33 protein-coding genes and 3 pseudogenes are annotated in these 25,933 nt (G+C 38.7%); 28 read left to right on the top strand and 8 right to left on the bottom strand.

What is annotated here, in order from left to right; all coding sequences use genetic code 11:
* Positions 1 to 328 precede the first annotated feature (328 nt).
* From IPK31_02445 to IPK31_02385, 13 genes and pseudogenes are all read left to right on the top strand, one after another.
* Positions 329 to 868 (top strand): hypothetical protein, encoded by a 540-nt coding sequence (locus IPK31_02445; protein ID MBK8086911.1) that lies wholly within the window; start codon positions 329 to 331, stop codon positions 866 to 868.
* 152 nt (positions 869 to 1,020) lie between these two features.
* Positions 1,021 to 1,305, top strand: coding sequence for a hypothetical protein (locus tag IPK31_02440; protein MBK8086910.1), 285 nt, complete (start codon positions 1,021 to 1,023; stop codon positions 1,303 to 1,305).
* 5 nt (positions 1,306 to 1,310) lie between these two features.
* Positions 1,311 to 1,790, top strand: a complete 480-nt coding sequence (locus IPK31_02435; protein ID MBK8086909.1) for a hypothetical protein — start codon at positions 1,311 to 1,313, stop codon at positions 1,788 to 1,790.
* A 33-nt stretch (positions 1,791 to 1,823) separates the two neighbouring features.
* Complete coding sequence (locus IPK31_02430) at positions 1,824 to 2,645, top strand: purine-nucleoside phosphorylase (GenBank protein ID MBK8086908.1); 822 nt, start codon at positions 1,824 to 1,826, stop codon at positions 2,643 to 2,645.
* Between the two features lie 159 nt (positions 2,646 to 2,804).
* Positions 2,805 to 4,739, top strand: a complete 1,935-nt coding sequence (locus IPK31_02425; GenBank protein ID MBK8086907.1) for a hypothetical protein — start codon at positions 2,805 to 2,807, stop codon at positions 4,737 to 4,739.
* A 67-nt stretch (positions 4,740 to 4,806) separates the two neighbouring features.
* Positions 4,807 to 5,181, top strand: coding sequence for a hypothetical protein (locus IPK31_02420; GenBank protein MBK8086906.1), 375 nt, complete (start codon positions 4,807 to 4,809; stop codon positions 5,179 to 5,181).
* A 79-nt stretch (positions 5,182 to 5,260) separates the two neighbouring features.
* Entirely contained in the window at positions 5,261 to 5,932 is a 672-nt protein-coding gene (locus IPK31_02415; GenBank protein ID MBK8086905.1) for a hypothetical protein, read from the top strand.
* An 11-nt stretch (positions 5,933 to 5,943) separates the two neighbouring features.
* Positions 5,944 to 6,456: a heavy-metal-associated domain-containing protein gene (locus IPK31_02410; GenBank protein MBK8086904.1), complete on the top strand. Its 513-nt coding sequence runs from the start codon at positions 5,944 to 5,946 to the stop codon at positions 6,454 to 6,456.
* A 36-nt stretch (positions 6,457 to 6,492) separates the two neighbouring features.
* Complete coding sequence (locus IPK31_02405; protein MBK8086903.1) at positions 6,493 to 7,314, top strand: hypothetical protein; 822 nt, start codon at positions 6,493 to 6,495, stop codon at positions 7,312 to 7,314.
* Between the two features lie 137 nt (positions 7,315 to 7,451).
* Positions 7,452 to 8,627 (top strand): MFS transporter, encoded by a 1,176-nt coding sequence (locus IPK31_02400; protein ID MBK8086902.1) that lies wholly within the window; start codon positions 7,452 to 7,454, stop codon positions 8,625 to 8,627.
* 62 nt (positions 8,628 to 8,689) lie between these two features.
* Complete coding sequence (locus tag IPK31_02395; GenBank protein MBK8086901.1) at positions 8,690 to 9,907, top strand: c-type cytochrome; 1,218 nt, start codon at positions 8,690 to 8,692, stop codon at positions 9,905 to 9,907.
* Positions 9,908 to 9,931: 24 nt separating this feature from the next.
* Complete coding sequence (locus IPK31_02390) at positions 9,932 to 10,378, top strand: Rieske 2Fe-2S domain-containing protein (GenBank protein MBK8086900.1); 447 nt, start codon at positions 9,932 to 9,934, stop codon at positions 10,376 to 10,378.
* A pseudogene (locus IPK31_02385) lies at positions 10,375 to 11,589 on the top strand (hypothetical protein). Before IPK31_02390 ends, IPK31_02385 begins: the two are co-directional and overlap by 4 nt.
* A 16-nt stretch (positions 11,590 to 11,605) precedes the next feature.
* Here the strand turns inward: IPK31_02385 and IPK31_02380 are convergent.
* The 7 genes and pseudogenes from IPK31_02380 to IPK31_02350 all read right to left on the bottom strand — a co-directional run bounded on the left by IPK31_02380 (position 11,606) and on the right by IPK31_02350 (position 17,897).
* On the bottom strand, positions 11,606 to 13,384 hold the full coding sequence (locus IPK31_02380) for an arginine--tRNA ligase (GenBank protein MBK8086899.1): 1,779 nt from the start codon (positions 13,382 to 13,384) through the stop codon (positions 11,606 to 11,608).
* 121 nt (positions 13,385 to 13,505) lie between these two features.
* On the bottom strand, positions 13,506 to 13,754 hold the full coding sequence (locus IPK31_02375; GenBank protein MBK8086898.1) for a hypothetical protein: 249 nt from the start codon (positions 13,752 to 13,754) through the stop codon (positions 13,506 to 13,508).
* Positions 13,751 to 14,320, bottom strand: coding sequence for a hypothetical protein (locus IPK31_02370; protein MBK8086897.1), 570 nt, complete (start codon positions 14,318 to 14,320; stop codon positions 13,751 to 13,753). The genes IPK31_02375 and IPK31_02370 overlap by 4 nt, the downstream gene beginning before the upstream one ends.
* Positions 14,321 to 14,572: 252 nt before the next feature.
* Positions 14,573 to 15,394 carry a hypothetical protein gene (locus tag IPK31_02365; protein MBK8086896.1) on the bottom strand — a complete coding sequence of 274 codons (822 nt, stop codon included), beginning with the start codon at positions 15,392 to 15,394 and terminating at the stop codon, positions 14,573 to 14,575.
* 644 nt (positions 15,395 to 16,038) lie between these two features.
* A pseudogene (locus IPK31_02360) lies at positions 16,039 to 16,556 on the bottom strand (hypothetical protein).
* Between the two features lie 25 nt (positions 16,557 to 16,581).
* Entirely contained in the window at positions 16,582 to 17,079 is a 498-nt protein-coding gene (locus IPK31_02355) for a hypothetical protein (protein ID MBK8086895.1), read from the bottom strand.
* A gap of 38 nt (positions 17,080 to 17,117) precedes the next feature.
* Positions 17,118 to 17,897, bottom strand: coding sequence for a (Fe-S)-binding protein (locus IPK31_02350; protein MBK8086894.1), 780 nt, complete (start codon positions 17,895 to 17,897; stop codon positions 17,118 to 17,120).
* Between the two features lie 183 nt (positions 17,898 to 18,080).
* On the opposite strand from IPK31_02350, the gene IPK31_02345 reads away from it, so the two are divergent.
* From IPK31_02345 to IPK31_02275, 15 genes and pseudogenes are all read left to right on the top strand, one after another.
* Complete coding sequence (locus tag IPK31_02345) at positions 18,081 to 19,118, top strand: hypothetical protein (protein MBK8086893.1); 1,038 nt, start codon at positions 18,081 to 18,083, stop codon at positions 19,116 to 19,118.
* A gap of 9 nt (positions 19,119 to 19,127) precedes the next feature.
* Positions 19,128 to 19,394 carry a cyclic nucleotide-binding domain-containing protein gene (locus tag IPK31_02340; GenBank protein MBK8086892.1) on the top strand — a complete coding sequence of 89 codons (267 nt, stop codon included), beginning with the start codon at positions 19,128 to 19,130 and terminating at the stop codon, positions 19,392 to 19,394.
* 216 nt (positions 19,395 to 19,610) lie between these two features.
* Positions 19,611 to 19,829 (top strand): winged helix-turn-helix domain-containing protein, encoded by a 219-nt coding sequence (locus IPK31_02335; GenBank protein MBK8086891.1) that lies wholly within the window; start codon positions 19,611 to 19,613, stop codon positions 19,827 to 19,829.
* Positions 19,830 to 19,882: 53 nt separating this feature from the next.
* The gene (locus IPK31_02330; GenBank protein ID MBK8086890.1) at positions 19,883 to 20,338 is read left to right on the top strand and encodes a YHS domain protein; all 456 of its coding nucleotides are present in this window, start codon (positions 19,883 to 19,885) and stop codon (positions 20,336 to 20,338) included.
* A gap of 21 nt (positions 20,339 to 20,359) precedes the next feature.
* Positions 20,360 to 20,801: pseudogene (locus IPK31_02325) on the top strand (YHS domain protein).
* A 17-nt stretch (positions 20,802 to 20,818) separates the two neighbouring features.
* Positions 20,819 to 21,232 carry a DoxX family protein gene (locus IPK31_02320; GenBank protein ID MBK8086889.1) on the top strand — a complete coding sequence of 138 codons (414 nt, stop codon included), beginning with the start codon at positions 20,819 to 20,821 and terminating at the stop codon, positions 21,230 to 21,232.
* A gap of 71 nt (positions 21,233 to 21,303) precedes the next feature.
* Positions 21,304 to 21,954: a hypothetical protein gene (locus tag IPK31_02315; protein MBK8086888.1), complete on the top strand. Its 651-nt coding sequence runs from the start codon at positions 21,304 to 21,306 to the stop codon at positions 21,952 to 21,954.
* Positions 21,955 to 21,958: 4 nt separating this feature from the next.
* Positions 21,959 to 22,495, top strand: a complete 537-nt coding sequence (locus tag IPK31_02310) for a YceI family protein (GenBank protein MBK8086887.1) — start codon at positions 21,959 to 21,961, stop codon at positions 22,493 to 22,495.
* Positions 22,496 to 22,514: 19 nt separating this feature from the next.
* A complete protein-coding gene (locus tag IPK31_02305) occupies positions 22,515 to 23,015 on the top strand; it encodes a DinB family protein (protein ID MBK8086886.1) in 501 nt (166 codons plus the stop codon).
* Positions 23,003 to 23,263: an NRDE family protein gene (locus IPK31_02300; protein ID MBK8086885.1), complete on the top strand. Its 261-nt coding sequence runs from the start codon at positions 23,003 to 23,005 to the stop codon at positions 23,261 to 23,263. The genes IPK31_02305 and IPK31_02300 overlap by 13 nt, the downstream gene beginning before the upstream one ends.
* Before the next feature lie 47 nt (positions 23,264 to 23,310).
* On the top strand, positions 23,311 to 23,739 hold the full coding sequence (locus IPK31_02295; GenBank protein MBK8086884.1) for a hypothetical protein: 429 nt from the start codon (positions 23,311 to 23,313) through the stop codon (positions 23,737 to 23,739).
* Positions 23,726 to 23,953, top strand: coding sequence for a hypothetical protein (locus IPK31_02290; GenBank protein MBK8086883.1), 228 nt, complete (start codon positions 23,726 to 23,728; stop codon positions 23,951 to 23,953). The genes IPK31_02295 and IPK31_02290 overlap by 14 nt, the downstream gene beginning before the upstream one ends.
* A gap of 106 nt (positions 23,954 to 24,059) precedes the next feature.
* Positions 24,060 to 24,401: a hypothetical protein gene (locus IPK31_02285; protein ID MBK8086882.1), complete on the top strand. Its 342-nt coding sequence runs from the start codon at positions 24,060 to 24,062 to the stop codon at positions 24,399 to 24,401.
* Positions 24,370 to 24,795 carry a hypothetical protein gene (locus tag IPK31_02280; protein MBK8086881.1) on the top strand — a complete coding sequence of 142 codons (426 nt, stop codon included), beginning with the start codon at positions 24,370 to 24,372 and terminating at the stop codon, positions 24,793 to 24,795. Before IPK31_02285 ends, IPK31_02280 begins: the two co-directional genes overlap by 32 nt.
* Before the next feature lie 120 nt (positions 24,796 to 24,915).
* Complete coding sequence (locus IPK31_02275; GenBank protein ID MBK8086880.1) at positions 24,916 to 25,524, top strand: LysE family transporter; 609 nt, start codon at positions 24,916 to 24,918, stop codon at positions 25,522 to 25,524.
* 98 nt (positions 25,525 to 25,622) lie between these two features.
* Here the strand turns inward: IPK31_02275 and IPK31_02270 are convergent, their stop codons facing one another.
* Positions 25,623 to 25,931, bottom strand: coding sequence for a DHCW motif cupin fold protein (locus IPK31_02270; protein ID MBK8086879.1), 309 nt, complete (start codon positions 25,929 to 25,931; stop codon positions 25,623 to 25,625).
* Positions 25,932 to 25,933 lie beyond the last annotated feature (2 nt).

Below are 25,933 nucleotides of genomic sequence, written 5' to 3'. Positions count from 1 at the left end.
TTTGGCGAAGATAAGCGAAAGACGATAATAGTTCACGGATAAACAGGGAGGGATTTTGTGAAACCAACTGTTAGTTTCCATAGCATCAATTGTTGCGTCGCACTCTTCATATTTTCGGTCTTTGTTGAGCTTTTTCTATCTTTTCTGAATGAACAGGCTTTGGGTATTTCTGGCAAATTGATCTGGGCTTTTTTGTTTTTAGTGTTAAATAATCCACTATCATTTTTAAATGATAAGGGTCATTGTATTTGAAAAGGTTCCTTCTGACCTTTAATAAATAAAAGCGAATAAAAAACCTGAATTTAAACCTTATTATAACTTAATACTTATGAAACACATTTTCATTCTCTCCTTACTATTTTTATTAATTATATCAAGTAGTACCAACTGCAAAAAGAATAACCCCGAAAGTGGCTTGCCACAAGCCACAGAGGAAGGAAAAAATACCTGCGGCTTTTTGGTGAATGGAAAAGTGTGGCTGCCAAGAGGTGATAATGGTTTTGCCAACCTTACCTGTTATTACGATGAAACATTTATGGGTGGGGCATTTACTCTTAATGGGTACAGGTACGACGACGGAGCAAATAATTCAATCAGCTTTGTTGTGGCAAGCGATAGCATTCAATCAACTGGGATCTATAAACTAAATATAAGAAAGGCAAGAACCAGATTTGGTGAGTACTGCAATGGAGTAACCCTTTGCTGTTACCAATGGACTGATACTATCCCGAATCATAATGCTTATTTAAATATAACCAAGTTAGACAAACAGAAAAGGATTGTATCAGGGACTTTTGAATTTGCCTTAACAATGCCAAGTTGTGACACTGTGAAAATTACCCGGGGACGTTTTGACATGAAATATTAATCCTTAAACAAGATTATTATGAAAAAGCTTATAGCAAGTATTATATAAGGTTTCTTTGCTTCATAGTTTTGTTGAGCTTTTTCTATCTTTCCTGCATGAACAGGCTGTTGGTTTATTTATTCCTCCTTCTGCTTTTTTCCTGCAAAACAGGAATGCAGTTATCGGTTCCGCAACAAAGGACAAATGCCATCAGCGGTTCCGCATTTTACAAACAGGCTGCTGCCATGAACTGGAAACAACGGGATTCGTTTGCGGTAAAGGAAATACTCTCAGGTAATCTTCCGTCTTTCTTTAAAAAATTTGTTCCTGTTCATTTATCCATGATTGATTCATTAACAGGTAAAACAATTACTGCGGTTATTTATGTAAGCCCTGATTATGTAAGTATTGGCAATGACGATGACCCGATAGCTATCGGGTGGGCAAGAATCCCTTAACGCCCATGGCTGCTCAACAGATAGCCGACAGTTTTCACTGCTTTCTGCCAACAAAAAAACTGGTGGATGAAATTTATAAAGCTGCTGCTATAAAATTAGAACCTGTGCCGATGCATGCTTTCCGAGACAGCACACCTACAATATACCAGCATCATCTCATTATTGAAGGCCAGCGAAAGCAGCAAAAGGGTTTGATTGCAGGGATTAAAAAAGATGTGATCCTCACGGAACAGTTATTCAACCCATCCAAACAAAACAAAGTAGCCATCTATGGCTGGCATCAGTTGAATGGGAAACCCATTCAGCCGGTTTATACCGGTCATGCAAACTGGTATGTGGATTACAGCCATGGCATCAGGCTCATTTATGAACTGATAAAAATCAATGGCAGATGGATACATTATACAGATGTTTTAAAGCATCCTCAATGGTATTACTTACTTACTGATGAATCTCATCCTTCATTTGTCCGTTACCCGTTATAAAAGCAATATATTTGCCGTCCTAATTTTTATATGATGAGTGATATTTTACAGAAGATCCATGAAACAGTAGCCTTTATCCGCAGTCATTATACAGAAGAATCATCTGTAGGGGTTGTATTGGGCAGTGGTTTGGGACAGTTTACCAATGAACTGACAGTTGAAAAAGAAATCAGTTACAGTGATATTCCGCATTTCCCGGTGTCAACGGTTGAAGGGCACAAGGGCAAGCTGGTGTTTGGAACATTAGGCAATAAGAAAGTGGTTGTAATGGCCGGACGTTTTCATTATTATGAAGGTTACAGCATTGAGGAAGTAGTTTATCCTATCCGTGTCATGAAATATCTTGGTATTAAAACCATTATTCTAAGTAATGCAGCCGGTGGTGTAAATCCAAATTATGAAGTGGGAGAGCTAATGATCATTAAGGATCATATCAGCCAGTTTGGAATTAATCCGTTGATTGGAAAAAATATAAGCGAATTCGGCCCCCGTTTTCCTGATATGAGTGAGCCGTACAACAAAGGCCTGATTGCAAAAGCAAAAGCGATTGCTGCACGTTTAAATATTAAAGTGGAAGAAGGTGTGTATCTCGGTGTAACCGGTCCAACTTTTGAAACACGCAGCGAGTATAAAATGATTCATGTGCTGGGTGGCGATGCTGTAGGTATGAGCACTGTTCCTGAAGTGATCGTTGCAGTACACATGGGCCTGCCTGTTTTTGCCATGAGTGTAATTACTGATATCGGCATTCGTGAAGAAGAAAATAAAATTACACATGCTGAAGTGCTGGAAGCGGCGCAGGCAGCAGAACCAAAGATGACAGCAATTGTAAAACAGCTCATCATTGAACTTTAAGATCAATTTATAGTTGTACAAACTGAATTCAATTACTTTTACACGGGCTTACAGGCCCGTTTTTATTATATGGCCCGTTTTCTTTGTGTACTTATTTTTTTATTTGCCAGTTTTACTATAACGGCCCAACAACGGATACTGCAAAGGATTCCGGGTGGCATGAGTGGTAATTCAACAGGATCAAGAGGCGGTGGCGGCAGTGGCCCGTTTAAAGATTCCCTGTTGCATCGTACCGGGCTGGAAGATTCAGCAACAATTGCATACAGGTTTTTAGATACTGCCCGTTTTTATTTTCTTGATTCTTCGGTAAATGATTTTGGCAGGCGCTGGCCTGTTCAATGGACAAGTATTTTTTTGGGTAACACGGGCAGTGCATCAAAGTCTTTATTATTTTCTCCCAATATGAAACCGGGATGGGATCATGGCTTTCATGCCTACGATGCTTATGTACCTGATTTGTTTCAAACAAAGTTTTATAATACTACCCGCCCTTATACCCAGCTTACTTATATACTTGGGCCAAAATCGGAACAAACCATTGGCGTACAGCATACACAAAATGTGCGTTATAACTGGAATTTTTCATTCAGGTTTAACCTCATTAATTCACCGGGAATTTTCCGGAACCAAAAAACGAACCACAGCAATCTCCTTTTTAATACATGGTATGTAACACCCAACAAACGTTACACGGCTTATTTTATCATTGCAGGGAATAAGATTGGTGCAACAGAAAATGGAGGATTAAAAGATTTGCAGTTGCTCGACAGCACCCCGGCTTTCAGCGAACGTTTTAATATTCCAACCAACCTTGGTGGGGCTGCTTTCGAATCGCAGTCGCTGTTAAGTAATACCATCAACACAGGTAATAAATACAGTTTCACCAATATTCTGTTCCGCCATCATTATGATTTGGGTAAGAAAGATTCCATTACAACCGATTCAACAGTTGAGTATTTGTTTTACCCACGGTTTCGTTTTCAACATACCATGCAGCTGAACCGTTATTCATTTCAATATCTTGATAATAGAGTTGATACAGCCGGTTATGTTCTGTTATATAATCTGCATAACCTGCCGGCAACATTTGGATTAAAAGATTTTTGGCAAACCTTCGGTAACGAACGGGCTATCTATTCTTATCCTTATATAAAAAACCAGCAGCAGTTTTTAAAAGTAGCAGCCGGCTTTGAATCGCTTCATGCAGATTTTGGACCCAATGAACCTTCGTTCACCAACCTGCAGGTTAACGGTGAATACAGAAATAAAACAAAGAACAGGAAATGGGATATGGAATTGTCAGGACGGTTTTACCTGGCTGGTTTAAACGGCGGTGATTATAATGTTCTTGCTTCATTGAAACGTTTGATCGGTAAAAAACTTGGGTACATCACATTAGGTTTTCAGAATGTGAACCGCACACCATCTTTTATTCATGATGACCTGAGTAATTTCAAAAAATTAAATATTGGCAATACGAATTTCGGAAAAGAAAATACTACGATTGCTTCTGCAGTATATGAGTTGCCACAGCAAAGATTGGTGTTAGCAGCAAAATATTTCCTGGCCAGCAATTATATCTATTTCAAAAATTACTCAGAAGCTGCACAGGAAGCAACCCTGTTTAATTTATTACAGCTTCAACTGCAAAAACAATTCACCTTTGGCAGGCGCAAACGCTGGAACTGGTACACAGAAATTTTTGTACAGCAAACAACGGCAGCTGCGCCCGTAAATCTACCGCTTGTGCTTTCAAGAAACCGGTTTGCTTATGAAGGACAGTTTTTCAAAAATCTCAACTTAAGTACCGGTGTTGAACTTCGCTATCATACACCTTACAAGGCAGATAATTTTTCACCTGTACTGGGGCAGTTTGTTTTACAGAATACAACAACAATTAAAAATCTCCCCGATATTGCTGCTTACCTGCAGTTCCGGGTGAGGAGTTTATCCCTGTTTATCAGGGCTGAAAACCTGAATACAGCAGAGCTGAGTCCATCTTTTGGCTTTTTAAACAACAATTTGGCTTCTCCTCTTCAGCCAACTCCGGGTTATTATCTCCGTTTCGGCATCTTTTGGGGCTTTGTTAACTGAGTTGTACGTACAGTTGCAGTTTAAAAGATTATCTTTACTCTTCATGATGAAGAAGTTTTTTATATCAATGATTGCAGTATTCTATCTTGCCGTTACAAGCGGCATGGTAATGAATATTCATTATTGTATGGGAAAGATTTCTTCCATTTCATTCAGTCATGATAAAGACCATGATGATGGTGCCTGCAGTAAATGCGGAATGAGCAAAACGGAAAATCATTGCTGTAAGGATGACGTAAAAACAGTAAAACTGAATGATTTTCACCAGGCTTCTGCTTTTGCATTAGAACTGGCATCTATCAGTGCTGAGACTCCGGAACATCTTACTCTTTTGCATGAACCTGAACAGGGCTTATCTGCCATTCCTTCAACAGAATATTTTTCTCCTCCTCCCAAAACACTGAATAAAGTGTACAGGGATATCAATGTTTTCCTGATTTAGTTTGGATTTTTTCCTGTTCAGTCTGTCTGCTTTCAGCAGAAAGAAATCTATTATTATATTCAAACTAAAAAATTAAACAATGAAATCATTTCAAATAATTACCGCATTCATGTTTTTGTTTGCAGGCGTACAAACTATCAATGCTCAAACAAAATCAGGTGGTACAAAATCTACAGTAAAGACATCCACATTCAAAGTATGGGGTAACTGCGGTATGTGCAAAACAACCATTGAAGGGGCGGCTAAAAAGAGCGGCGCCACTTATGCCAGCTGGAATGTTGATACAAAAGTGATGACTGTAAAATATGCTTCAGCAAAAACATCAGAAGATAAAATTCAGAAAGGAATTGCTGATGCCGGTTATGATAATGTAAAATATACAGGAGTTGAAGAAGCTTACAACAATCTGCACGAATGCTGCAAGTATGATCGTAAAGCTGCTGCTTCAACTGAAGCAAAAGCATGCTGCATTAAAGATGGCAAATGTACAGGCGATAAAGAATGCTGCAAGAAAATGGAAGGCAAGGCTGATTGCTGTGCAAACGGAACCTGTGCTAAAGAAGGTGGTTGCTGCGCAGAGATGAAATGTGAAAATGGTGAAGGCTGCTGCAAGAAAGAAGGAACAGGAACAGTTGCCATGAAGGATATGAAATGTGAAAAAGGCGCTGATTGCTGCAAAAAACAAATTAACTTTATCGCAAGACAAAACTGTTGCAGGCAATATTGCCTGCAACAGTTTTTCATTCACTAACAAACCGGATTATGAAGAAATTACTTTTGTTTGTTTTTCTGCTGTCGGTTTTCTTTGGGAAAGCACAGTTTAAATCGGCCACATTACAGGCCAGCGGATTAACCTGCGCCATGTGCAGCAATGCCATCAACAAATCATTAAAGACACTTTCTTTTGTAGAGAAGGTGGATGCAGATATTGCCAACTCTTCTTTTCTCATCATCTTTAAACAGGGAGCTGAAATTAATTTTGATCAGCTGCGGAAGAAGGTGGAGGATGCAGGTTTCTCTGTTGCTAAACTGCAGATCGTGACTGTGTTCAATAATACAGCTATTGAAAATGACAAGTCTGTAACGGTTGAAGGAAAAGTATTTCATTTCCTGAATATTAAAAACCAGGTGCTGAATGGTGAACAGACGATTACAATCGTTGACAAGAATTTTGTACCTGTAAAAGAGTACAAAAAATTTGCAGCATTCACCAAAGCTGAAAGTTTTAAAACAGGGCAGGCACAGGGTACACGTATTTATCATGTAACTATTTAAAGTAACGGTTCCGCCAACAGCGGGACTTTTTATTCTATGCTCCGTTTATTATTCATAAGCGTATTGGTTTTCATTGTTTCTGTTGCAGAAGCACAGGAACTGTATGTGTTTACAAATCCTGCTTCTAATATTCCTGCAAAAGCAATTGCTGCAAAACTTTCCATGAAAACAATGAAGCCTTACCATTATGTGAACAGAAGGGAATACAGAATGATGCCAGAAGTGCAGGTGGGCATCAGTAAAAAAATCATGCTTACTGCTGCGGGTAGTTTTTCCAATATGTTTTTTGAAGAGGGAATGCGCTTTGAAAGTATAAGGCTTTATGCCAAGTACAGGTTTTACAGTAAGGATGATGTGCATAAACATTTTCGTGCTGCTGCATTTGCAGCAGGTGCATGGTCGAATAATCCGCTGGTGTACCAGGAATTAAACTTGGATGGCGATAACAGTGGCATACAGGCAGGAGTGCTGGCAACTCAACTGGTGAACAAGTTTGCTGCAACTACGGGTGTTTCTTATATCCATCAACTTGAAAAAAAGGACAAACTGTTTTTAGGACTGCCTTTTTCAAATGAGGGGATTCAGTATAATGTATCTATGGGGTACTTATTGTTTCCACGGAGTTATACCAGTTACAATCAAACCAATTTTAATTTGTATTGTGAATTTCTTGGATTAAAGAATACAGATGTCAGCAGAAGTTATCTTGATATTGCACCGGCCGTGCAACTGATTTTTAAAAGCAGCACCAGATTAAATCTTGGTGCTCGTTATCAATTGGCAGGGAATGCGCATAGAATGGCAAAGCAATCTTACTTCATCAGCCTGGAGCATTATTTTTTAAATGCCTTGAAATGAGAGTTGTGAAATCAATACTGTTTTTTATCGTATCTCTTTTTCAGAAAAAAGATTGCTGCAAGTAAACGTATAGCCTTCCGTTAGTCTATACTTTTTTTGTTTTATAGTATTGCTGTTAATCTACATTTGTAGTCAGCATGAAGTTATTCAAACCAATTACACGAACCATCTGGATCATTTCATTCGTCAGCCTGTTTACAGATATGGCCAGTGAAATGCTGTATCCTGTTATGCCTGTTTACCTGAAAAGCATTGGATATTCAGTGATGGTAATTGGTATACTTGAAGGTTTTGCTGAAGCCATTGCAGGATTGGGTAAAAGTTATTTCGGACGGTTGAGTGATGCAAGCGGTAAGCGTTTGCCATTTGTAAGGTTGGGTTATTTACTCAGTGCCATCGCAAAACCAATGCTTGCATTAAGTACACAGTTATGGTGGATCTTTTCTGCAAGATTTCTTGACAGAGCAGGTAAGGGCTTACGTACTGCCCCACGTGATGCATTGCTGAGCGATGAAACAATTCCGGAAAATAAAGCAACTGTATTTGGCTTTCACCGCATGATGGATACGTTTGGTGCTGTGTTAGGTCCATTGATTGCTTTGCTGTATTTATATTTTTATCCCGGCGATTATAAACGTTTATTCCTGTTTGCTTTTATTCCCGGTATTGCTGCCATTATTTTTACCTGGCTGGCAAAAGAAAAGAAAACTGATTATGTTCCAAAGAATGCAATTCCATTTCATCAAACTTTCCGCTACTGGAAAGAGGCAAATGTTTCTTACCGGAAGTTGCTGATTGGTTTACTGTTATTTGCATTATTCAATAGCTCAGATGTATTTCTGTTATTGAAAATGAAAGCGGCAGGTTTATCAGACACGTCGGTGATTGCAGTTTATATTTTTTACAATTTGATCTTTGCATTAGCTGCATTTCCTCTTGGCAAACTTGCCGACAGAATTGGTATGCGAAATATCTTTTTAATGGGTCTTCTTTTTTTCTGTATCACCTATACAGGCTTTGCCTTAACCTCATCTATTCCTGTTTTTATTGCTTTGTTTTTCTGCTATGGTATTTATGCAGCAGCTACGGATGGAATATCCAAAGCATGGATCAGCAATCTTGTTCCCAAAACTGAAACAGCATCAGCCATTGGATTGTATACCGGACTGCAGAGTATTGCTGCACTGATCGCCAGTTCTTTAGCAGGGTTTCTCTGGTTTCGTTTCGGAGCTGTGATTGTTTTCAGTTTAGCTGCAATTGTTGCCCTGCTTGCATTTGCATGGATTACCCTGCAGCTACCCCGCCAAAAATAAGTTTGACTTAGTGGAACTATTTTCTATATTTGTCTAAATATAAATTTAGACAAGTCTAAAAAATGATATTACTTTTTAAAATAAATAGAAAGCTGTTTGTTGTTGCTGTTTTGCTGTTGGCAATTGCCATGTATGTTTCCTGCAGCAAAATTTTACCCAAGGCTCCTGCTGAAGATGAGCTACTTGATGGACCTGTTGAAGGACTTAGTCCAGAGCAGCATGCCCGTTTTCTTGCTGGCGATGTTGCCTTTAATAATGAAGTTTTTACTCCTGCAACTGGATTAGGGCCGGTGTTTGTTGCCACTTCCTGCGGTTCCTGTCATGCAGGTGATGGGAAGGGTCATCCTTTTACAATGCTCACAAGGTTTGGACAAACAGATGCAAGCGGTAATCAGTTTTTAAAGCGAGGGGGGCCTCAATTACAGCACCGTGCTATTCCTGGTTTTGAACCTGAGCAAATACCAGCAGGTGCAACATTTTCAAAATTTATGCCTCCAGCAAATACAGGTCTTGGTTTTTTAGAAGCAGTTCCTGATGCAGCGATCCTTGCACTGGCAGATGAAAATGATTTAAACGGCGATGGTATTTCGGGAAGAGTTAACTGGATCAATCTTCCTGCCTATGTTAATATCCATCCGGGCTCTGCTCAACAGGGAGGAAAATATATTGGCCGCTTTGGAAAAAAAGCAGCTGTGTACAGTTTGCTGCAGCAAACTGCAGGTGCTTATAACCAGGATATGGGTATCACCTCTGTATTTGAAACAAGAGATACTTACAGTGGATTGGAAATCGATCCTGAAGTTTCAACACAAACAGTAAATAATGTGGTGTTTTATCTGCAAGCATTAAAAGCACCCATTCAACGAAATAAAAATGATGCGGAAGTTCAATCGGGTAGTTTGTTATTTGTAAATACCGGTTGTGCAAAATGTCATACACCATCATTCACAACCGGTCAATCATCGATTGCTTCTTTATCAAACAAAACTGTTTTTCCTTACTCCGATTTGTTGTTGCATGATATGGGCGCAGGTTTGGATGATGGTTATACCGAAGGCTCAGCACTTACTGCTGAATGGCGTACTCCGCCTTTATGGGGACTTGGTTTGTCAATGAATTCACAAGGTGGAAAATATTTTTTAATGCATGATGGAAGAGCGAAAAGTATTGAAGAAGCAATATTGCTGCATGGAGGAGAAGCTGCACAAACAAAACAAAACTATCAGCAGTTAACAGCAGATGAAAAGAGAAAGCTCATTAAATTTCTTGAATCACTTTAATCACACTGATACAAATAAGCAGAAATGAACAGAAGAGATTTTATTGTAAACAGTTGTGCGGCCTGTCTCTCGGTTACTGCGTTATCAACCGTGTTGAGTTCCTGTCAGGCAACAAGATATATATCAGGCAGAATTACAAATGATGGATTGCTCGTTAAGAAAAATGAATTTGAAATGAAGAAGGGTAATAAAATAAGTTATCGTTCATTTATTATTATCCGAAACGATACATTACAATTCCCGGTTTGTATTTACCGCTTCAGCGATAGCGAGTACAGTGCATTGTGGATGCGTTGTACTCACCAGGGAGCTGAACTGCAGGTATCAGGAGAATATTTGCAATGCCCGGCACACGGAAGTGAGTTTAATAATAAAGGTAATGTTACCAATGGACCTGCTGACAGAAACCTGCGGACATTCCCTGTAACCGTAACTGAATCTGAATTATTTATTGATATGCGAAAAGTATGAGAAAGCGTTTAGTATATATTGTTCTGTTGATCCTGTTTGCTTCAACTGCTGATGCACAGATTGACCCCGCATTATTAAGAAGGGTGCCAAAAGATACATCCGCATTACAAATGAATCTTGATGCTGTGTACAACAGACCCTTTTTGCAATTTGGAAAACTGCCTGTTGCTTTGGGTGGTTATGCTGAAGCAAATTATCAATACATCGGCGAAGATGGAATAACAGAAGGTCATCAGTTCCAGATGCGTCGGTTAACTATATTTGTTTCATCTTCCATTTCCAAACGTATAAAATTTTTGAGTGAAATTGAATTTGAAGATGGTACCAAAGAAATTAATATTGAATTTGCATCGATAGATATCGAAATGAATCCCTTACTCAATTTCAGAGGAGGAGTTGTGATGAATCCGATTGGTTCTTTTAATCAGAATCATGACGGACCTAAATGGGAATTTGTTGACAGACCAATTGCTGCAACTCAAATGTTACCTGCTACATGGAGTAATGTTGGGTTTGGCCTTTTTGGAAAAAAGTTTACCAAGGAATGGGCCTATGCTTATGAGGTTTATCTAACCAATGGGTTTGATGACCAGATCATCGCCAATACGGAGAACAAAACATTTCTTCCCGCCAGTAAATTAAACAAGGACCGTTTTGAAGAAAGCTTTAACGGATCACCGTTGCTGACAATGAAAGCAGCAGTTCGCAACAGGAAGGTTGGTGAACTGGGGTTAAGTTATATGGGTGGTGTATATAATAAATTTGAGGATGATGGATTGGTACTTGATAAAAAAAGAAGAGTGAATGTTTTTGCTGTAGATTTTAATACGACTATTCCAAAAAGTAAAACAGCAGTTAATGCAGAGTGGGCCTGGATTAACGTGGATGTTCCTTCAACATATACTGAACAATTTGGCAGGAAGCAACAGGGTGGTTTTATTGATTTTGTTCAGCCAATTATTAAGAAGCGAATGTTTGGATTTGAAAAGGCTGTGTTAAACGCTGCACTCAGGTTAGAATATGTGGATTGGAATAGAGGAACTTTCAAATCAACAGGTGAAAATATTGCTGATCATGTGTTTTCAATTGTACCTGTTGTCAGCTGGAGGCCAACTGCACAAACAGTCATCAGGTTAAACTACAGGTATAACTGGCAGAAAGATCTGTTAGGAAACCCTCCCGCAAAACTTGCAGGAATACAGTTTGGGTTTTACTTACTTTTAAAAATTACATTCTTTCAGGAACATGAATGCCCAGCAGCTTCATTCCACTTGCAATAACATTTGCAGTTAATTCACAAATGAATAAACGTAATTGCTTTTTCTCTTCGCTCTCTGCTTTCATTACAGAGTGTTCGGTATAAAAAGAATTGTATGTTTTAGCAATATTGTAAATGTAGTTGGCAAGATGTGAAGGATCATGTTCATTGCCGGCCTGCTCAATTACTGTGGGATAATTTTCCAGCTCAATCAGCAATTCTTTTTCCAGTGGCAATAATACTGTGCTTTGAATTTTATTCAGATCGCTTGCTTTTTCTTTCCGTAAAATTGATTTGATTCTTGCATGGGTATATTGAATGAAAGATCCGGTGTAACCATGAAAATCAATCGATTCTTCCGGGTTAAAGATCATTTTCTTTTTGGGATCCACACGGAGTAAATAAAACTTCAATGCCCCAAGACCGATAGTTTTATACAGTTCTTTCAACTCTTCAACAGTGAAATCTTTTACCTTGCCCAGTTCTTCAGTTTTTTGCTGAGCTACTTTTTCCATTTCATCGAGCAGGTCATCAGCATCAACCACAGTTCCTTCACGGCTTTTCATTTTGCCAGTTGGAAGTTCTACCATTCCATAACTTAAATGAAAAATCCCATTAGCGTAAGGAAGGCCCAATTTTTTACAAATGAGCTGCAGCACTTTCATATGATAGTTTTGCTCATCACCAATTACATAAATACTCTGGTCAATTTTATATTCATCATATTTCTGTTGTGCCAATCCAATATCCTGGGTGATGTAAACAGATGTTCCATCTTTCCGCTGCACAATTTTTTCATCCAGACCATCAACGGTTAAATCAATCCATACACTGCCATCTTCTTTTTGTACAAAAACATTCTTGGCTAAGCCTTCCTGCACTGTTTTCTTTCCGAGCAGATAGGTGTTGCTTTCATAATAGATTTTATCAAAATCACTGCCGATGCGGTGATAGGTTTCATCAAAACCTGCATACACCCAGCTGTTCATTTCTTTCCAGAGTTCCATTACTTCCGGCTTGCCGGCTTCCCAATCGAGCAGCATTTGTGTTGTTGCTTTCATGATGGGCGCTTCTTTTTCAGCCTCTTCTCTTTTCATTCCTGCAGCAACCAGTTCTTCCGTTTGCTTTTTGTATTCATCGTTGAACTTCACATAATAATCACCAACAAAATGATCGCCTTTTGTATGGGTTGATTGCGGAGTTGCTCCATTTGCAAAAAGCTGCCATGCAATCATGCTCTTGCAGATATGGATTCCCCGATCATTAACAATACAGGTCGTCACCGTATCATATCCATTTGCATTGATGATGGCAGCGGTACTCCAGCCTAAAAAATTATTCCGTAAATGGCCAAGATGAAGCGGTTTGTTGGTATTGGGTGATGAATATTCAATCATCACCTTTTTGTGTTTTGTTTCGCCTTTTCCAAAAGAAGGATTGTTATAGTTGCTCATCAACACCGAAGTCCAGTAACTGTCGGCTACGGTAAGATTTAAAAAACCTTTAATGATATTATAAGATGTTAATAGTTCAGAATGGTTTTCCGTAAGATGTTTCCCAAGTTCATTTCCCAATGCATCCGGACTTTTCGAAAGTGGTTTCAGCAGAGAAAATAAAACGATTGTATAATCTCCTGTAAACTCCGGCTTGGTTTTATTGATCTGAAAATCCTTTGCTGTGAATGTTTTCCCATACAATTTTTCCAAACTGTCTATTGCTGCCTGCTGTATCTGTTGCTGAATTGCCATACTGTTCTGTTGAGCGGCAAAAATAAATGAAATGAGCCACGCTTCAGTAATGCAAATGCAATCATACAATAAAAAGCCCCGCCATTGAAGCGGGGCCCTGATTATTCTGTTGTTCGTTTAATTATCCGTTTACTCTTATCTGGAATTGACCGTTTCTGCCACCGCCCTGCTGCCTCATTTCACTCATGGGTTTAATATCATAGTCCTTTGGTATTACAAAAGTTTTGTCGTCCACTTTTGCATTCAGATCAACCTTGGTTACCTGGTAATGAACCTTTGCCCCATTTTGACGGGTCATTTCGAATTCCATTGGGAAGCCTTTCAGTTTATTTAAGCCGGGAATATTTGCCATGCGGTTCATATCTCTCATACTGAAACCTTCACCCAGCACAAATTCGGGGCTGTACCAAACAATCTGTTGTTCTTCAGCACCACTCCTGTTTTTATAACGGATAAGTGCTTTTTGCATTCCATCCCTGCAATCTTCTTTGTTTCGCTGAGGTATTCAATAAACACTTCGGGATTGAACTGTTGAGGACGGATACGCTGACGGCCAGAATCCTGGCTATTCATCATTTGCTGTATGGCACTGTCAGATGAAGTGAAACCCATCTTTCTTCCCATTGCTTCAAAAAGGGTGGTGGTGATTTTTGTTTTGCTGTCAATAATTACCTGGTTGGTACCCATACCCATGTCGCTTTCAATCTTGGTCATACCATTCTTGAAAAACATTTTTGATTTGATTTCACCATCTCCAAACCGCATGGTTACTCTCTGTTCCCCACCATCACCTGTAACAACGGGAGGAGCGCCTCCATCATTATTTGGATTGGTTGTTTCAGTTTTCATCTGAATGATCACTTCATTTACAACCTGCTGGGCTTGCAATGAGCCTGCAAAAAGTAATACTGCCAAAGAAGAAATAAGCAATTTCATCTGTATGTGTTTATTGTTTTTTAATAGCGGCTGAACGGGATATTTGACGGTTAAAGAGTTAATTACCCTGCGCTGAAGCAGAAGGAAATCTCTCTTTCCAAAATAGTTAAACCCTTCAAAAAACGAATTTACGAGGTGGTTCGTAATAATTTATTACCGATCCTGTAATTACAGAAAGGTTAACAAAAGGAAAGGGTTGATAGAAATCAACCCTGAAAACCTAAACCAACTGTATATGAGAAAATCTTACTGTTATTTGTTGTTTACCAGCTCATCAATGTTTTTGTCAGCTTCAAGTGCTTCTGCAGAACGAACTGATTTGAATGTGTTCTTAGTTAAAAAATCATCCAGTTTCCTGTCAGCATCTGAGCTCAAGGCAGGGGTGAAGTTCTTTAATCCTGAAGTAATGAGCATGTAATCCATTTCATCGTCTGCATTTCCTGTTGCAATTGCTTTGCTGAACTGTGCTGCTTTCACTCTTGTTTCAGCGTCTTCGCTCATGCTTTTGTCCATCAGTGCGTCTGCTTCAACAGTTTCAGTTCCGAGCATTTCGCTGTAAAGAGGTGCAGCTACGGTTTGATTGAATGTTTCAGTCAACTCAGCATCGGCTTCAAGTGTTTCATTTTTCATGTTGTTTACGTAAGCAACGGCCTTTTTACGATTCATTGTTTCTACAGTGCTGAAATTCACATCCATTTTGCTGTCTGCAGTTCCAATTGAGCTTATATTGATCTTTTTGTAAGAATAAGCCATCATGCTGTTTACCCAGGTATTGATATCCATATTGTTAATACGCACATCGGCTGAAAAGGCATTTTTGTTGGTTATTACAATATGCTGAATTCCATTTACAAAGGTTACAGTGCAGCAGCTGTCGGCTACAGAATTTGTAACAGATGTAACGTTCTTTTCTTCTGCTTTCTTGGTAGTGTCATCCTGAGTAAAGGACATTGCTGCGAAGGCAAAACCCATGAAGATTAATGAAGCAGCAAAGCGTCTGAATCTTCTGCTGATGTTTTTGGTCTGTTTAAGTGTTCCGTTGGTTTCGGAGATCACTGTTAATTTTGTTGTCATCTGACTTTTGATGTTTAAGGTTCTTGTTCTTATTAATTATTCCCTTTCGGGTTTTTTGTTTCTTTCGATTGTATAACAAAGATACTATTTAAAACTGGTACTTTGCAATACATAATACCTTGTTTGGCTTTTTAACCTGATGAACGGTCAATTTTTCTGTTTGACTGGTCATCGGGACTTTTTCGTTCTGGCTTTTAGCGTTTCTTTTTACGTGGTACCTGTCAATATGCAGTTTAGCAGGGATGATTGTCGAAGTAAACTGTCAAAGGCGGTGTTTCGAATTGGACCGGAGCTTTGGGTACCTTGTTTTGACGATGCAAAGTTACAACAGGGTAAATTATCATCCAACTATATTTTCAAAAACTTTTGAAAATTGTATAGTTATTGACACTTTAGCTTGCCTGTTTTAGATATTCTTCAAAGAACTGGTGCATATGTGACGTTAAATGAGTTTTTTTGTTACATCTGCAAAACAAAATTCTGACGTTTTTGCGTGGAATGGAGTTATAAAGGGATAGATGGCGTCAACGAAATGTTAAGCCAAAATCACTGCTGTTGAATTGAAGTAAAAGGAGTATGAACGGATATAAGCAGGGTTGTATCGTACTACCGCAAAGTGGTATGCAGGATGAATGGAAACAGGCTTATATCTTTTCCCTGTTAAGCTGAAGCTTTTTAATCAGCCAGCTGTTCTTTACAGGGATCAGCCAGTTATTTTCCAGTTCTTCCTTTGTTTGAACAAGATTGTTGAAATATAAACTGTCGGGGTTAATGAAATTATTATCAACTGCATATTGCAGTTGATTCATCGGCAGCAGTTCGATTTTATCTTTAACAGCAAATGCCAGGTTCTGTCTGTCGAACATGGAAACTTTATACAGTTTTTCTATTTCCTTAATAAGATGAACACTGCTGTCGGTACTGCAGCCGCCCACATTTGTTGCATTTTCATCGGCCATCAGGATAATAAACTGACCAAAAAATAAAGTGCCAAACCCTTTTACCGGTGTACCATGACTTTTCCAGTTAGCCACAAGTGATTCAGAAGGTCTTCAATCTGCAAAGCTTCGCTGAGGAAAAACAAACGGCTGCTCTGATAGATCCATACACGGGAATCTGGCGCAAAGTCGGCAGGGAGAAGATGCTTATATTCTAAATTCATGCAGCAAAGATAAAACAAGAGATGGTTATGGGCGGCCTGCTTTCTTTTTGAGCCTTACATAATTCCTGAAGGCTTCATAACCTGCAAAGCAGAAACCGATTGCTGCTGACACCATCAGAAATTTGTCCCAATCGGGAATGATCTCAGCTTTTTTATCACCCGTAAAATAAATAAAAGCCCACCGAAGTAAGCTGATAATACTAATTATCACTGCACAAAGCAGGGCTATAAAAAAACCAACACCGGAATAATGAAAGAGGGCAGAACGGAAACTTTTAAACTGAATGGGTTCTTCTTTTTTCTCGTCTCCTGCTTTTTTAGTAACCCAGGTTTCTGAATCAAGTAAACCGATAATCATGGCAAATAAGAGGTAACGGATAAAACTAAGCCGGAAGATTCTTGCAAGCGATACATCGTTCTCCATTGCATCAACCAGCAACCGTATTATAATGAATACAATAAGGAACAGGCCTGTTCTTTGCAGAAAATTTTTCCAGTTAAATGTTGTAAATAGGTTTTTCATCAACCCTGTATTAAATGGTAAGGTTTTCCAGTAGTTAATTATGATAAGCTTGCTGCAATCAGCTCAGCAATATCCAGTACTTTAATTTCATCTTCTTTTTCAGCCAGTTTCACGCCATCCGTCATCATTGTATTGCAGAAAGGACAGGCAGATGCAACGATTGATGCGCCTGTTTCAATGGCTTCCCTGCTGCGTTCAAGGTTTACCCTTGTTGTACCTTTCTCTTCTTCTTTAAACATTTGTGCACCACCGGCACCGCAGCAAAGTCCATTGCTCCTGCAGCGTTTCATTTCAACTAATTCTGCATCCAGAGCTTCCAGCACTTTTCGTGGGGCTTCGTAAATATTATTTGACCTGCCTAAGTAACAACTGTCGTGGTAGGTGATCTTCTGTCCTTTGAAGGAACCTTCTCCTTTCAGTTTTATCTTTCCTTCATCAATCAGTTGCTGTAATAAAGTGGTGTGATGGACTACTTCGTATGTTCCGCCCAATGCAGGGTATTCATTTTTCAGTGTATTAAAACAATGCGGGCAGGTAGTAACAATCTTTTTGATGCCATATCCATTCAGCACCTGTATATTATTATATGCCATCATCTGAAATAAAAACTCATTTCCTGCCCGGCGTGCAGGATCACCCGTACACATTTCTTCTTTGCCAAGAATAGCGAATTTAATTCCAACCTTATCTAATATGGTGGCAAAGGCTTTTGTAATTTTTTGCGCCCGCTGATCAAAACTGCCGGCACATCCAACCCAGAATAATACCTCAGGTGTTTCATTGTTGGCCATCATTTCAGCCATTGTTGATACATGCATGCAAATGAATTTAATTCAAAACTATGGGAAAAGCAGTTAAACATGTATGATAAAATTCCCGTTTTTTGAACACTCCAATCAAAAGGATGATACTGATCAGGTTCAGTATATAAGATATGGTACTGAAATACTATCAGCTGATTGTTCAAATATTAACACGGCCTGCTATCTTTGAACTGAATGATGAAAAAATTTTTTGAACGTTTGTCGAATTGGGAACTCTGGCCTTTTGCTTTGATTTATTTTCCCATCAGCTTTGTGTGGGTTTGGTATATCATCAGAAGCAGGGCTATCTGGTTTTTTACTCCTTCCAATCCAACGATTGCATTTGGTGGATTTGAAGGTGAAGGCAAGAAAGAAATGTACGATCAGCTGCCTCCTCATACAATTCCCAAGACGATCTATGTGATGCATGATCTTTCGTTTGAAGAAGTAAAAACAAAACTGGAGTACGCTGGTTTTCAATATCCATTCATCGTAAAGCCTGATGTAGGGATGAAAGGAATCCTTTTCAGGAAAATTGATACAGAAGACCAACTGAAGAAATATCATGAGCGTATTCCTGTTGAATATATCGTTCAGGATTTAATTGAGCTGCCGGTTGAGGTAAGTGTATTTTATTACAGGCACCCCACACAGCAAAAAGGAATTGTGAGCGGGTTTATTAACAAAGAGTTATTACATGTAGTTGGTGATGGAAAACTGACATTGAAAGAACTGGTTGAACAGCATCCAAGAGCGAAGCACCGTTTTGAAGAAATGCAGCACCGTCATGGTCATCGTTTCGACAGAGTAATTGAGCAGGATCATATTTTTTACCTGTCATATGCAGGTAATCATAATCGTGGAGCACAATTTACCAACCTGCATAATGAAATTGATGAGCAGTTACACAATGTATTTGATGAGTTGAGCCATTATTCCAAGCATTTCTATTACGGCCGTTACGATATTAAAACAACCAGTATTGATGATTTGAAAGCAGGAAAGAGTTTAATGATTCTTGAATATAACGGCTGCGGCGCTGAGCCAAATCATATTTATGATTGCAACATGAAGCTGGTTGATGCTTATAAAGAAATCCTGAAACACTGGAAAGCACTTTACGAAATCAGTAAGTACAATAACCGGAATGGATATCCTTACTGGAGTTTTCAGAAAGGATACAGGTTCCTCCAGCAATCACAAAAGCATTTTAAATTGCTGCAGGATTATGATTAATTTCATGATATGAGTACGGATCAGAAATTTCTGCTAATACGTAACTACGATTTATTTTCCCATATTTCTGATGAGGAATACGAGGAGCTGAACCTTGTGCATCATTTCATTGAGGCAGCAAAAGGGGAGTATGTGTACTTTGATTCGGCCTGGAACAACAAGCTGTATTTTCTGAAAGGCGGTACTATTAAAATTGGATATGTTGCTGAGGAAGGAAAAGAAGTGATTAAAGAAATTCTCCGTGAAGGGGAAGTGTTTGGGCAATTTTCTCTGTAACGGAATAATTTAAATGGTGAATTTGCGCAGGCTTATAAAAGTGATGTATCGCTTTGTGCTTTTAATATTGATGATTTCGAAAAGCTCTTACGAAAGAAGCCTGAAATTGCATTTCATTTCAGCAAACAGGTAGGGCAAAAACTACATAAGTTTCAGAACCGTTTAGTGAATTTGTTGAATAAGGATGTAAAAACCCGGCTGGTTAATTTTCTTGTGATGCTTGCCAAAGAAGAGGGTGACAGTGAAGATGGTGATACATACAACATTCAGAATTTCCTTACACATGAGGATATTGCACAGTTGATTGGAAGCAGCCGTCAAACGGTTACAACCATGCTTAATGAACTTGAAACTTCCGGTCTTGTTTCGGTTACAAGACAATCTATCAAAGTGCCTTCTGTTAAAGATCTGCAAAAGAGCCTGAGCGTCGTTTAGCCGACAATCCCACATACTTATTGATTCTACTTTTGTTTCATTAATTACAAAAAATGAAAGAGTTATCTTTTTTTTTATTCTTCCTGTTCACAAGTGTGCTTGTTTTTTCGCAGGATCAAAAAAGGCTGGCCGTCTATAATCTTCAAAACGGCATTGCCGTTCAGGGTTATGATGTGGTTGCATATTTTAAGCAAGGCAAAGCTGTAAAAGGTATCGCAGCAAATTCGGTTTACCACCAGGGAGTGAAATACCAGTTTGCAAATGCTGCAAACAAAGAAGAATTCAAAAGCAATCCTTCTAAATATGAACCGCAATATGGAGGATGGTGTGCTTATGCAATGGGTGCAACCGGCGAAAAAGTGGAGGTCGATCCGGAAACGTTTAAGATCATTAATAGTCAGCTGTATCTATTCTATAATAAGCTGTTCAATAATACACTCAAGACATGGAATAAAGATGAAACAAACTTGAAAGCAAGAGCAAACGCTAACTGGGGGAAAATTTATTAATTAAAACATAGAAATTTAAAAATGAAAATTTTCTTTTCAATTATAATCAGCGTCTTTTTATTTATTCAGGTAGCAACTGCTCAATCATCTGAAGTGTTTGCTCCATCCGGCATAGCAATCAATGGATATGATCCCGTTGCCTTTTTTATTGAGGGAAAGCCATTGAAAGGACTCAGCGAGTTCAGCTGCAAGTGGAAAAATGTGCAATGGAATTTTGTTTCTACAAGCAAACCTCGACAGTTTTATAACTGCGCCTGAAAAATTTGCGCCGCAGTTTGGTGGCTATTGTGCTTATGGAACTTCACAGGGGCATAAGGCTCCAACCCAGGCTGATACATGGACTATTGTCAATGAAAAACTGTATTTTAATTATAACATGAAGGTGAAAGGGCTCTGGGATAAAAACAGAATGCCATTGATTGATTCTGCAAATGTAAAATGGCCATCTATCAAAAATTTATAACAAATAACCAAAAACGTATGTCTATTAATCAACCACTCAACTGGGTTCTTTGGATACTCAGGCTGGCAGCAGCTGTTATTATGTTGCAAACATTATTTTTCAAATTTACCGGAAGTGAAGAATCGGTTTATATATTCAGTACACTGGGTATGGAGCCATGGGGAAGAATTGGCACAGGCGTATTTGAACTGATTGCATCTGTTCTTTTACTATGGCCCCGAACAACTGCTTTTGGTGCAATACTGGGCATTGGTTTAATGGGAGGTGCTTTGTTTTTTCATGTTACAAAACTTGGCATTGAAATTAAGGGAGATGGAGGGCTGCTGTTTATGTATGCATTGGTTGTATTTGTTTGCTGTGCAATATTGCTGTTTGTATTTCAATCGCAGATAAAGCAAGTACTTGTAAAATTTATTCCCAATCTAAAATGACTATAAAAATTATAATGTTGTCTGTCTGTGTACTTTTTTGTACTTCATCACTAACTGCACAAACAGAACGAATGAAAACAAACAGTGTGATTGATCTGTCGGGATCAGTTGGTAAAGCGCAGGGTACAGGAGCAATTTCCTTTATACAGTTCCGTGGAGTTGGAAAGAAAAAGAACTTTGAAATTGGTGCCGCAATAAGATTCACTTCTTATTTTGCAGAAAGCAACTATTTCATTTCTGCGCCAGCACGAATTACTTCAGGAAGAACGGGACCGGCCGTTTTTTTTATTGAAAATATCAAGACGGATCTTGATTCATTATTAGTGCCGTCATCGCAACTCAATGCGGTTAACGTATCGGCTAATTTTGGATATCATATCAGTCAAAAATTTTACGCTGGGTTTAATATTGATGTCATCGGGTTCTCTTTTGGGGCGAAAAAAAATGTAAACTATATCAACGGAACAATCGCTGTAAACTCTATCGCAAAACCAACGGCATTCAATTTGCTGTTGATAAGTGATAATGATATTGGCACATTAAATTCTGAGTTTTTTGCAGTTTATAATGTGAATCAGAAATGGTCGGTAAAAGCAGGCTATCAGTTTTTGTTTACTGAATACCGCACTGCAACCAATGTGCAGCAGGTTCCTGAACCCAACGACCGGTTCAGGAATAAAGTTTCTGCATTTCTTTTGGGAGTTCGTTATCAGCTAAATTAGCAGTATGAAAAATTATCTTTTTTTGATTTTCCTCCTGGTGACATCATTTGCCCCGGCGCAAAGTTTCATTCCGGTTGAAAGAGGATCTGCTGTAAAATTTGAAATTAATAACCTGGGGTTTAAAGTTGACGGGAGCTTTACGGATATTTTGGGAGCAATTCAGTTTGATGAGGGAAATCTTGCAGGTTCTTCTTTTAATGTAACAGTCAATTCAAATACAGTTAATACGAATAACAGCACAAGGGACAAACATTTAAGGGGTGAAGATTATTTTGATGTATCTGCCTATCCGTTAATCAGGATTGTTTCAACGAGGATTGCAAAATCCACAACGGAGGGTTATTTCGTATTTTTTGGAAAGCTTACAATAAAGGGAATTGATCAGGATATTGTTTTCCCCTTTAAGGCAGTGGCGGAGGATGGTGCATTCAGGTTTACAGGTGAGTTTAAGATCAAACGAAGAGATTTTAATATTGGTGGTACAAACAGTATTTCAAATGAACTGAAGGTTGTACTGGACGTTTTGACAGAAAAAAAGTAAATTTAATAAACCAGGATATATGGAGTTATTCTCAGCTATTAAAAAATCATTTGAACAACTGAATGAGGTATTAGCTTGCTTATCAGAGCAGCAATATATTTCTCCTTCTGAAAATTTGTCCAATGCTACTATTGGTCAGCACATGCGGCATATTATTGAATTATATCAATGCCTGATGAGTGGTTATGATGCAGGGATTGTATGTTATGATCATCGCAAAAGAGATATCGCAATAGAAACAAATAAAGATCTTGCCGGTGAGTTACTGGCTGAAATTCTTTCTTCGGTAAACAGGCAAAATAAGGAATTACAACTCGAATCATGGCATGGAGATGCTGACCCTTCGATGATAAGCCTGCACACGAATTATTACCGTGAGCTGATGTATAACCTGGAGCATTCTGTACATCACATGGCGTTAATCAGAGTAGGGTTAAAAGAACTGTCAACAGAACCGGTTTCAGAAAATTTCGGAATAGCATCATCAACAATCCGTTATAAACAGCAATGTGCACAGTAACCTATATCCCAAACGGGGACTCTTTTTTTCTTACGTCAAACAGGGATGAAAAAAAAGCAAGACTGAAAGCTGTTCAACCGCAGTGGTATCAATTTGCTTCAGGAAAAATGATGTTCCCAAAAGATGGAAATGCTGGTGGTACCTGGATGGCCCTGCATGAAAATGGCAATGCAATGGTTTTATTGAACGGTGGTTTTCAAAATCATCTGCATCTTCCTCCTTATAGAAAAAGGGGACAGATTTTTTAGATGTATTTGATCATCCAAATCCGCTAACAGCTTTTAAGCAAATTGAATTGTATAGAATTGAACCATTCACACTGGTGATTCGTTTACAACATCAATTGTTTGAAACGAGATGGGATGGAAGTGAGAAAACAGTCAGGGAAATTGATCCACTCCAATCGCTTATATGGTCGTCGGTAACATTGTATGCAGATGAAGTCATACAAAAAAGAAAGGAATGGTTTAATGCTTTTATCAGCAACAAAGCAGAACTCAATGCAAACAATATTCTTAACTTTCACCGCTTTGCCGGCGATGGTGATTCGGCTAATGATGTGCTGATGAACAGAAATAATGAATTGTTTACTGTAAGTATCACCCTGCTTCATCAACAACAGCAAATTTCTAAACTTCATTACTACGACCTGCTCACAAATGAAACATTTACTGAGCAGGCAGATCATTCAATTCCGGTAACTTCAATTCATGAATCTGCGTAAACTGTTCACCCATCATCCTTTTTTTATCCGTTTATTTCACTGGGAGTACTGGAGTTTCAATACAATTTACGGACTTATTTATCCTGTATTTGCATGGTATTGTATCCGTGCAGGAGGAAAGTATTTTTTCAGTGCAGCCAACCCGGCAATTACAAACGGTGGTTTTTTGATGGAGGAGAAACAGGATATTTATCCACTCATTCCTTCACAATAGTATCCGGCATTCATTTTCGTAAAAGCAGGAACTGCAGTTGAAGTAATAGAAAATGAAATAGCTGCACATCAGTTTTCTTTTCCCAATTGTTAAACCATCAATTGGTATGCAGGGCAAAGCTGTAAAGAAGATCATAAATACAGAAGAATTGAAACACTATGCTTCAATTTGTACAGTTGATTTTTTGGTACAGCAGTTATCTCCCTATCAGCATGAGGTTGGAATTTTCTATTATCGTTTTCCCGGCGCTGAGCTGGGAACTGTTTCCGGTATTGTTGCTAAAGAATCAATGAAAGTTACCGGCGATGGTGAATCAACGTTATATCAATTGATTTGTGAACAGCCACGTTATATTCTGCAGATGAAAGCGTTGCAGCAAATGCATGGAGCAGGTTTGCAAACTGTTTTGAAAAAAGGTGAAGAAAATGATTTTAGCACCTTATGGTAATCATGCAAGAGGATCGAAGTTTTTAGACTGGACAGATAAAGCAGATGAAATTTTTAGTAAACATATTGATGCAGTTTGTAAACAGATCGATGGGTTTTATTACGGGCGTTTGGATGTGATGTATAACGACTGGGATGATTTGCGCAATGGTAAGAACTTTCATATTATAGAATTAAACGGTGCAGGTAGTGATCCAACACATATGTATGACCCAAAGCACACAGTTTTTTTTGCCTGGAAGGAGATTATCCGTCATTGGAAAGTTCTGTTTCGTATCAGTAAGCTCAATCATGAAAGAGGATATTCCTACATGAGTTTTAAAGATGGGAAGGAGATGTTTCGGGGCAATAATCTCCTGGTAAAGCAATTGGATGCAGTTGCTGAAAAATTATAATAGTTCTTTTGCAGCAAGACTTTATATTTGTTTTATGCCGCCGATAGTCAGAATCTTAATGTGGGGATTTATTATCAGTTTTTGGGATCATTGCCTTTGGGAACACTCAACATTGCAGCGATGCAAATTGGCATTATTGATGGCATCTCTCCGGCCCTCTGGTTTTCTGCAGGCTCGCTTACAGCCGAAATTATTTACGTTCGACTTTCACTGGTGGCAATGGACTGGGTGAGGAAACAGTCGAAATTATTAAAGGCACTTGAGTGGATAACAGTTGTCATTGTGCTTGCTCTTGCAGCATCCAGTTTTTGGGCAGCTACACATCCATCCAGCGGGGGCGACAATATTATTCTATCTAATACAATGCACAGAGGATTGCTGGGTTTTACTATGAGTTTGATCAACCCCGTACAAATTCCATTCTGGTTTGGATGGAGCACTGTATTATTTACAAAGAATATTCTGAAACCGGGTATCTGGAACTATAATGCTTACACAGTTGGGATAGGTATCGGCACATTTACAGGCAATTGTGTTTTTATTTTCGGAGGAAGATTAATTGTTGACCGCCTTAATGCAAGTCAGCATTTTCTAAACTGGATTATTGGGGGCATATTCCTTTTAACAGGATTATTTCAAATCTTCCGTATTTACAAAAAGAAAGACGCCATTCATAAAATGGAGCACCCCGAAGAAATTACTGGCGGGTTTGAAAAAAATATTCATTGATAATTCAATCAAGTTTTTTTCTTTTCATCCAGCTATTCCAGCTTGTGAAAACAGGCCTTCCTTTATCATTCTCATCTTTTAATCCACCGGGGGGGGTGTTATCCCGTTTGCGTTGATGTTCTGTGAGCTTCGCAATCATCTCCAACGAAGTAAGTCATGCCGGCAGTAAGTTTCAGTATGCGTCCATCCTGTAATTCTGTATCCATCTCACCTTCAAGGCAAAGAATGATATGTCCCTTGCTGCACCAGTGATCAGCTTTGTAGCCCGGGGAATATTCAACTTTTCTTATTCGGATATTATTGGCATGTAAGGTTTGCCAGTATGCAATACCGGTTTCGCCTGTATGTTCTGTTTTTTCAACAGTTGACCAGTCCTGCGTTTGAAAAGGAAATGACTGAATGTTCATAT

It is taken from the genome of Chitinophagaceae bacterium, assembly GCA_016713085.1.
Taxonomy (GTDB): Bacteria; Bacteroidota; Bacteroidia; order Chitinophagales; family Chitinophagaceae; genus Lacibacter.
This window is presented reverse-complemented; position numbering and strand designations above follow the sequence as displayed.